A 2,287-nucleotide genomic window follows, 5' to 3' on the forward strand; every position below is an offset into this window, starting at 1 on the left:
CAAACTATTTGTGTCGGTATGTCCTCTGAAAGATGCGTATAGCAAGGCTTTCAGTCCTCCTAAAAGCATTTAAAAGCTTTTTATATTATTAAAAGCCCAAAAAAATCAAAAACGACATTTAAAACTGCCCTATGTTTTCGCTTCGCTCAAACTTTATTGAATCTCGCTTCGCTCGATTCCTGGGGGCAGTTTTTTCAAAGACCGGCTAGGACGCTAAAAACAAGAATGGATTCGCTTCGCTCATAAAGCTTTATGCTCGCTTCGCTCGTCATGGAGCCAGTGACTACAGTCGCTTTGCTCTGTAAATCTCGTTATGACCCAACAGGGAGCTTGTAATCAGGGAAAAGGCAGGGGCGAAATTTTTATAACGCTCAATCGCTCGTAGACACTCGCTCGGCTACTTGATCAATTTATTTAGTTGTTCTTCAAAATCTTGCTTGTTTAACTCACCTGAAACGTACTGATCATAAAGTTTTTGATGATCTTCAGTGATTTCTAAATCGTAATATTCTCGATTTGATTTCTTTAAAAACACCTCTGACAAACGATTATTGTTTTCGGCATCACTCAATTTCATAGTCTAAATGCTCCTATTTTGCGTTTATTGGCGTTTTTAGCCCTGTTTAGCTAGATTTCCCTGTTTTGAAGAAAAGAGCGCTTAAATGCGATTTTAGGCGGTTTTTCGCAATGTATGAAAATCTGATATTTCAAAAGTTGCCGATCGGCAAGTTTTAGCGGTTTGGGGATTTATCATTTTCCGACAGCAGTTGGGAATGCACGCTTACGCGTTTCTCTCCGAGAAACAAAAAAACGACCTCTGAAAAAGATAAAAATAAGCCCCAAAAGCTGGGGCGTTTTGAAATCTTTTTTAGAGGATTAATTACTACTTTTTGGCATTCACGTAGTCATAAAATTGAATTTGCTGTTCTGGGTCTTTTAGCATAGGGCGAAGTCTTCGTGCAAAGTCATCTGGAGATTCATTTTCTAGTTTTAAATGAGCGAATTTTTTATCTCTCGACATGTGGTATGACAAGCTATTCACTTGCATATTTTGCAATTCAATAAACTTAGGTTCATCGACCTGTTTGATTGGTGCAGATTGGATTTTCTTAGAACCAAAGCCGAGCTGTTCCAGTAGCGGGTAAAACATCCTGAATTTTTTTGGTTCTAAAAGCATATCGGCAAGGCGTTTCGTAAAGTCTTCGACTGATTCTCCGATCTCTGCATATTCGCTACCAACTTCGGGCAGTTCAGATAATTTGTGTGCGAACAAATGCCGTTGGGCATCGGTCATTTCGACAAAGAAATCAGGTGTGTTTGGATCTCGTTTCGGGTCAATTTTTTGTTCTACTTTTGGCTGAGCTTTTTGTTTAAATCGGAATGAAAAACCAGTAATTGAACGACCATTTTTATGTTGTTCTACCTTCACCTTAATGTCTGTTTTTTCATTAATTTGTTGTAATGATGGTTCTAAAACACGACTTTTAAAATGATTCATTGCTTTATATTCATTAGGTTCAACTCCTAACTGACTTCTGAAATCCGCTAGTTTCAAAATTGGAGTTTTACCTACCTCACGCCATGTTATCAATAGTTCATAAAGTCGTATTGCATACTTGCCTGTAAGTCCTGAAACTTGATTAATCTGATAGCTTGTAAAGTGTTTCTCTAGTCGTGTAATTAGTGGAACTACATCGGGTGCAAAGGTGATTTCTAGTAGTGCAGAATCATCAATGTATTTAATGCGACTGACCCACCGTGAGCGCACAATACCAATCCCTTTTGGTGTTTCTTCTTGGAATGAAAATTGTCGGTCAAATAGGTTATTTACAGCTTCTTTCAAAGCCTTGTAAGCCCCTTCTTTTGTGACATTGAACTGTTTTGCATAATCACTGGCATGAATTTCTAGCTTACTGTCAGCAGTGATTCCTTTCCCTGTTTCTCTAGCACTGATAATTGCCAATAAGATTAACCTTTGTTCTGTTACCTCCAAATTGTAACTGGCATTCATAAGAGCATTATCTTTTACAACTAACCCGCCTTTCATTAAGACACCATTATTTTTATGCGATTAAAGACACACTATATTTTTATGTGTCTTAATGCAAACTATTTGTGTCGGTATCGGTGTTTTTGAACAAACTATTTGTGTCGGTATGACAAACTATTTGTGTCGGTATGTCCTCTGAAAGATGCGTATAGCAAGGCTTTCAGTCCTCCTAAAAGCATTTAAAAGCTTTTTATATTATTAAAAGCCCAAAAAAATCAAAAACGACATTTAAAACTG

At 37.4% G+C, this 2,287-nt stretch carries 1 protein-coding gene and 1 pseudogene; both read right to left on the reverse strand.

The window, feature by feature from the left end:
- Positions 1 to 397 precede the first annotated feature (397 nt).
- On the reverse strand, positions 398 to 577 hold the full coding sequence (locus tag FTT77_RS17125) for a hypothetical protein (protein WP_180109595.1): 180 nt from the start codon (positions 575 to 577) through the stop codon (positions 398 to 400).
- 540 nt (positions 578 to 1,117) lie between these two features.
- Positions 1,118 to 2,047, reverse strand: a pseudogene (gene repM / locus FTT77_RS17130) (replication initiation protein RepM); the annotation flags it as partial.
- Positions 2,048 to 2,287: the final 240 nt, after the last annotated feature.

The organism is Acinetobacter sp. YH01010, from assembly GCF_013420775.1.
Classification (GTDB): Bacteria; Pseudomonadota; Gammaproteobacteria; order Pseudomonadales; family Moraxellaceae; genus Acinetobacter; species Acinetobacter amyesii.